Here is a 5,669-nt window from a genome sequence, read left to right on the forward strand (position 1 = left end):
ACGGGAGGTCTACCAGCTCATCGCCACTCCGAGCCCCGCAGCCAGCCGCGCACGTGCCGCAATCGCTACTTGACATCCATAGGGGCATCAACGCCAGCCGGAAGGCTCCCGAACGGAATCGACACCGGCGGCATCGGCGTCTTCACTCGGCCTGGACGTCGGCAAGGGCGAACACCGCCTTGAAGTTACCTCACGATCATGGACAGCGCGTGTTCACGTTGCGTGGCCGACAGGCCCGGCGCACCGCTGAGAAGGACGGTGCGCCGGGCCTGTCGGGCTCAGCCGTGGGTTCCGTGCCGCCCGGTGGGCATCAGCGGTCCGACGCCGACGCACCACCGGACGAGCTCCGCGTCAGGGCAGGGTCCATTTCTGGTTGGGTCCGGTGTGGCAGGTCCACAGATGGACCGGCGTCCCGTCGTCCCACGTACCGCCCGAGGCGTCCAGGCACTTGCCCGACTGCGGATTGCGGACCGTCCCGTCCGACTGGGCCGCCCACTTCTGCGCGCCCGTGCCGTTGCACGTCCACAACTGGACCCGGCTGCCGTCCGCACTCCCGCCACCGGAGACGTCCAGACACTTGCCCAGCGCCCTCAGCGTGCCGTCATCCACCACCGTCCACCGCTGCGCAGCCGACGTGTTGCACGTCCAGACCTGCACACCCGTACCGTCCGCCGTGCCCGCGTTGTCCACGTCCAGGCATTTGCCGTTCACCCCCCTCACCTCACCCGTACGGGGGCCGGACGGCGATCCGGACTGTTTGATTCGGATGTTGCGGAAGGACGCCTCGTCGCCGTCGCCGTGGTTCTGGAGTCCGATGTGGCCCTGCTTCAGGCTGCGAGCCGGGTCCGTGTTGGTGAAGTCGTTGATCTTCCGGCCGTTGAGGAAGATCTCGAGCCGCTCTCCGGTGACGCGGATCTCGTACGTGTTCCACTCCCCCGGTGGGTTCAGCGCGGCGTCGCGTGCGGCCAGGTCGGCGGAGCGGAATCCGTACACCGCTCCCGTGGTGCGGTCGGCCGCGTCGGTGGCGTCGATCTGGATCTCGTAGCCGTTGTCCACCGCCGACCACGGGTCGTCGGACGCCGGGAAGCCCACGAAGACACCGGAGTTGTCGTCACCGCTCAGCTTCCAGTCCAGCTTCAGCGAGTAGTCGCCGGTGAACTCCTTCGCGTTGTACCAGAGCAGGCCCAGTCCGCCGTACGAGGTGAGGGTGCCGTCGGCCAGGGTGAAGCCGCCGGGGCCCGCCTGCTTCCAGCCGGTCGTGGAGGTGCCGTCGAACAGGGGCGTGTAGCCGGTCTCCGGGCGGCAGTCGGCCTGGGTGGTGCCGGCGGCCCAGCGGATCCCTCCGAGCAGATGCCTGCGGAAGGCGGGGTCGGCGTAGGACTCCTCGGTGTGGCCGCCGCCGGTGTAGAAGGCGCGACCACCGGCGTAGTCCTTGCACCAGGCGATCGGGTGGTCGCCGGACATGGTGCCGCCGGAGTAGCTGGATTCGTCCAGCGATGCCAGGACGTGGGCGGTGGTGCGGGGGTTGGTGCGGTAGTTGTACCACTCGTCGGTGCGCTGCCAGGTACGGCCCAGGTGCGCGGTGGCGTCGTGCGCCCGGTCCTCGACCTTCATGGTCGCGGGCTGGATGGCGGGGTGGGACTGGAAGAGGGCGCCAGCCAGTCCCTCGTAGAAGGGCCAGTCGTACTCGGTGTCGGCGGCGGCGTGGATACCGACGTAGCCGCCGCCCGCGCCCAAGTATCGCTCGAAGGCGGTCTGTTGGGTGGGACCGAGGACGTCGCCCGTGGTCGACAGGAAGACCACGGTCCGGTACCGGGCCAGGTGGGCGGTGGTGAAGGCCATCGGGTCCTCGGTAGCGGTGACGGTGAAGTTGTTCGCCGCCCCGAGGTCGCGCAGGGCCGCGATGCCCTCGTCGATCGAGGAGTGGCGGAAGCCCGCCGTACGGGAGAAGACGAGGATCTCGTACGCCGGGTCGGCCTTGGCGGTGACCGTGCGGTCCGGGACGTGCACGGCGTGGCCGGAGGAGGGTGCGGCACCGGAGAGGGCCGCGGCCTGGGAGGTCAGGCAGAGCAGGGCGCCGGCACACAGGCTGAGCGCCGTCTTGAGCAGGGTACGCATGGTGGGTCGCCTCCTTTCTACGGCAGGGTCCATTTCTGGTTGGGTCCGGTGTGGCAGGTCCACAGATGGACCGGCGTCCCGTCGTTCCACGTACCGCCCGAGGCGTCCAGGCACTTGCCCGACTGCGGATTGCGGACCGTCCCGTCCGACTGGGCCGCCCACTTCTGCGCGCCCGTGCCGTTGCACGTCCACAACTGGACCCGGCTGCCGTCCGCACTCCCGCCACCGGAGACGTCCAGACACTTGCCCAGCGCCCTCAGCGTGCCGTCATCCACCACCGTCCACCGCTGCGCAGCCGACGTGTTGCACGTCCAGACCTGCACACCCGTACCGTCCGCCGTGCCCGCGTTGTCCACGTCCAGGCATTTGCCGTTCACCCCCCTCACCTCACCCGTACGGGGGCCGCCGGTGGAGGTGGTGAAGGAGAACTCGTCGACGTCGAACAGGGCGCCGCTGCCGCCTTTGAAAACGAGGTACAGGGTGGTGGAGTCGGCCGGTCGGTCGGTCAGGGACGTAGTGACGTCCTGGAAGGTCTCCCAGCCGCCGGTGCTCGGCACGGTGGCCGTGCCGAGCAGGGTGCCGGCGGGAGAGCCGGCGCGGACCTCGAGGGTGCCGCCGCTGCCGCCCGAGGAGACGCGGGCGGTGAAGCCGGTGGCGTTGTCGAGGCTGTAGGGCGTGAAGGAGATCCAGTCGCCGTTGTGGATCTCGCCGACCGTCTTGCCGCCGTGCGCGGGTGTGTGGTTGATGACCTGGACGCCCGCGGAGTCGCTGTAGTGCTCGGCCTGGCGGTGGCTGGGCTGGGTGATGTGCTGGTCGTGGGCGGTGAGCGCGGGCTGTCCGTTGGCGCCCTTGTCGGTGTATTCGGCGTCGATGACACCGAAGATGTTGGCGTTGGGGTCGTGTTCGCCGTCCGCCAGGGTCTGCAGGGTGCCGGTGCATCCGGTGGCCGAGGTCTGCGGGTGTCCGTGGCTGTCGTGACCGATGATGAAGGTGACCTTCACCCTGGCGCAGTCGATCGTGCCGTCCTCGGGGTCGGTGACCGTCACCTTGAACGGGATGGCGGCGCCGAAGTTGTAGATCCGTCCGTCGGTGGGTGTGTCGAGCCGTACGGTCGGGGCAGTGTTGCCGACGGTGATCTGGACGGAGGCCGTGGCGGACTTGCCGGTGGAGTCGGTGACCTTCAGTGTCGCGGTGTACTGGCCGTTGGTGGTGTAGGTGTGGGACGGGTTGGCGGCCGTCGAGGTGGTGCCGTCGCCGAAGGCCCAGGCGTAGCCGAGCGCGTCGCCGTCCGGGTCCGAACTGCCGGCCGAGGAGAAGGCGACGGCGAGGGGTGCTCCGCCGGAGGTGACGTTCGCCTTGGCCTGGGCCACCGGGGCTCGGCCGCCGGTCACGTGCTCGATGCGGTACAGGGCCGAGTTGGCGTCGCCGTTGAAATAGCCGGTGCCGTAGTCCAGGACGTAGAGGGCGCCGTCCGGGCCGAAGGCCATGTCCATCACCTGGGTGCCGCTCCAGGGGAAGGAGTTGATGGAGTGCACGGTCCCGTCGCCGCCGGCCTCGATCCGCTTGATCCAGCGGCGGCCGAACTCGCCGGCGAAGAAGTCGCCGTCGTACTCGGCGGGGAACTTCACCTCGGAGGTGGAGTTCGCGTCGTACCGGTAGACGGGTCCGCCCATGGGCGACTCGGAGCCGTTGCCGAACTCGGGGACCGAACCGCCGTCGTAGGGGATCCAGGCGGGCTGGGCGGGAGGCAGTTCGGTCAGGCCGGTGTTGCGCGGCGAAGTGTTTCTCGGGGCCGCGCAGTTGAAGGCCGCCCCGGTGGCTCCAGTGGCGAAGTCGTGGTCGACGTAGGCGTCGTTCTTGCCGGTGCAGTAGGGCCAGCCGAAGTTGCCGGCCTTGGTGATCCGGTTGAACTCGACCTGCCCGGCGGGTCCGCGGGAGGCGTTGGCGGTGCCCGCGTCGGGGCCGTAGTCACCGACGTAGACGGTGCCCGTGGCCTTGTCCACACTCATCCGGAAGGGGTTGCGGAAGCCCATCGCGTAGATCTCGGGCCGGGTCCTGGCGGTGCCGGGTGCGAAGAGGTTGCCCGCCGGGATGCTGTAAGTCGCGTCGGGGTTCACCTTGATGCGCAGGATCTTGCCGCGCAGGTCGTTGGTGTTGCCCGAGGAACGCTGGGCGTCGTAGGCGGGGTTGCGCGAGGCGCGCTCGTCGATGGGGGTGTAGCCGTCCGAGGCGAAGGGGTTGGTGTCGTCGCCCGTCGACAGGTAGAGGTTGCCTGCCGCGTCGAAGTCGATGTCGCCGCCGACGTGACAGCACAGGCCGCGGGAGGCGGGCACGTCGAGAATCTTCTTCTCGCTGCCGGTGTCCAGGGTTCCGTCGGCTTTGAGGACGAACCGGGACAGCCGGTTGACGCCGTCGAACGGGGCGAAGTCGGATGCCGTTCCGTCGGCGGGTGCGTCGCCGGCCGGAGTGGCCGACCGGGGAGCGTAGTAGAGGTAGATGAAGCGGTTGGCGGAGAAGGCGGGGTCTACGGCCACGCCCTGCATGCCTTCCTCGTCATGGCTGTAGACGTCCAACGTGCCCGCGATGGTGGTGGTGCCGGCCGCGTCGGTCCGGCGGAGGGTGCCGTCGCGCGAGGTGTGCAGCACCGAGCGGTCCGGCAGGACGGCCAGTGTCATGGGTTCGCCCGTTTCGGCGACGCCTTTGGCGAGGGTGACCTGTTGGAAGTCTTCGGCTGCCGCAGCCTCGGCCGCGCCGCCCGGGGCGGGCGCGGGGGCAGCTGCGGCGGGGCCCATGGGCAGGACCAGGGCCACCGCGCAGGCCATGGCTGTCAGCAGCGTGCGGACACGTCTGTGTCCGAGCGATCTCGTGCGCACAGGAGTCTCCAGGGCTATGGGGGTTGCGGCGGCCCGAGGGCCTGCCGTGAGGAGTCCGGGCGCGCGCCGTCGCGCCGTCGAGCACCGGTCCCTTCACCCGAACGGGCTTATGACCGGTTCATTTCAAGGAAGTTAGCGGGCCTCACGCGAACGCGTAACCCCTTTCGCGTCCGATCCCTCGTCTTCTTCCACATGTGAGACAAAGTGCCGACGTCGTCATGGGGGGGGCTTTCGGGGGCGGACAGTCGCGCAGGGAACTCCCAGCGGCTGTTCAGCCCGCCGCGGGGCGCCCTCGCAGAACGCCGGCCCGCTGAGGGGCCCGGAACGACGAAGAGCAGTACTGACAAGGCGGTTCCCGGGAAGCCGAGAAGCATGCCGGACGCTGTTGACCTCGATCTCCTGGAAACCGGCGATGATCTTGGGCATGGGGGCACTGTCGAGGCCGAATGGTATCCCCGCGTGGTGGTAGGCGTCCTCGTCCGCGCTGTCGGTGCCGTTCCAAATGCCGCTGTTTCCGTGCCAGTTGCCGGACCACAGTGTGAAACGGTCGCCGTCCGCGTCGACGATCCAGCGGCCCCGTGTACTGAGCTTGACTCTGTCGGGGATCTTGGAACTGGAGAGGTCAGCTGCCGAGAGTTCGCCAGGACTTGAGGCGGGGGATCGCGCGTTGATCCAGGT

Annotated in this window: 2 protein-coding genes and 1 pseudogene; all 3 read right to left on the reverse strand. The window is 69.1% G+C overall.

All coding sequences use genetic code 11. The annotated features are described in order from the left end of the window. Window positions 1-351: 351 nt before the first annotated feature. Window positions 352-2,118, reverse strand: coding sequence for a lectin (locus AB0I73_RS39995; protein ID WP_363045309.1), 1,767 nt, complete (start codon window positions 2,116-2,118; stop codon window positions 352-354). Window positions 2,119-2,135: 17 nt separating this feature from the next. Continuing rightward, a complete protein-coding gene (locus AB0I73_RS40000; RefSeq protein WP_363045310.1) occupies window positions 2,136-4,910 on the reverse strand; it encodes a lectin in 2,775 nt (924 codons plus the stop codon). Window positions 4,911-5,369: 459 nt separating this feature from the next. Then, window positions 5,370-5,663, reverse strand: a pseudogene (locus AB0I73_RS40005) (glycoside hydrolase); the annotation flags it as partial. Window positions 5,664-5,669 lie beyond the last annotated feature (6 nt).

This window comes from Streptomyces sp. NPDC050388, from assembly GCF_040655635.1.
In the GTDB taxonomy this organism is placed as follows: domain Bacteria; phylum Actinomycetota; class Actinomycetes; order Streptomycetales; family Streptomycetaceae; genus Streptomyces.

Bases quoted from the DNA above. Each gene is read 5' to 3' on its own strand.
- AB0I73_RS39995 (WP_363045309.1), bottom strand. From the start codon at position 2,118: ATGCGTACCCTGCTCAAGACGGCGCTCAGCCTGTGTGCCGGCGCCCTG.
- AB0I73_RS40000 (WP_363045310.1), bottom strand. From the start codon at position 4,910: ATGGGCCCCGCCGCAGCTGCCCCCGCGCCCGCCCCGGGCGGCGCGGCC.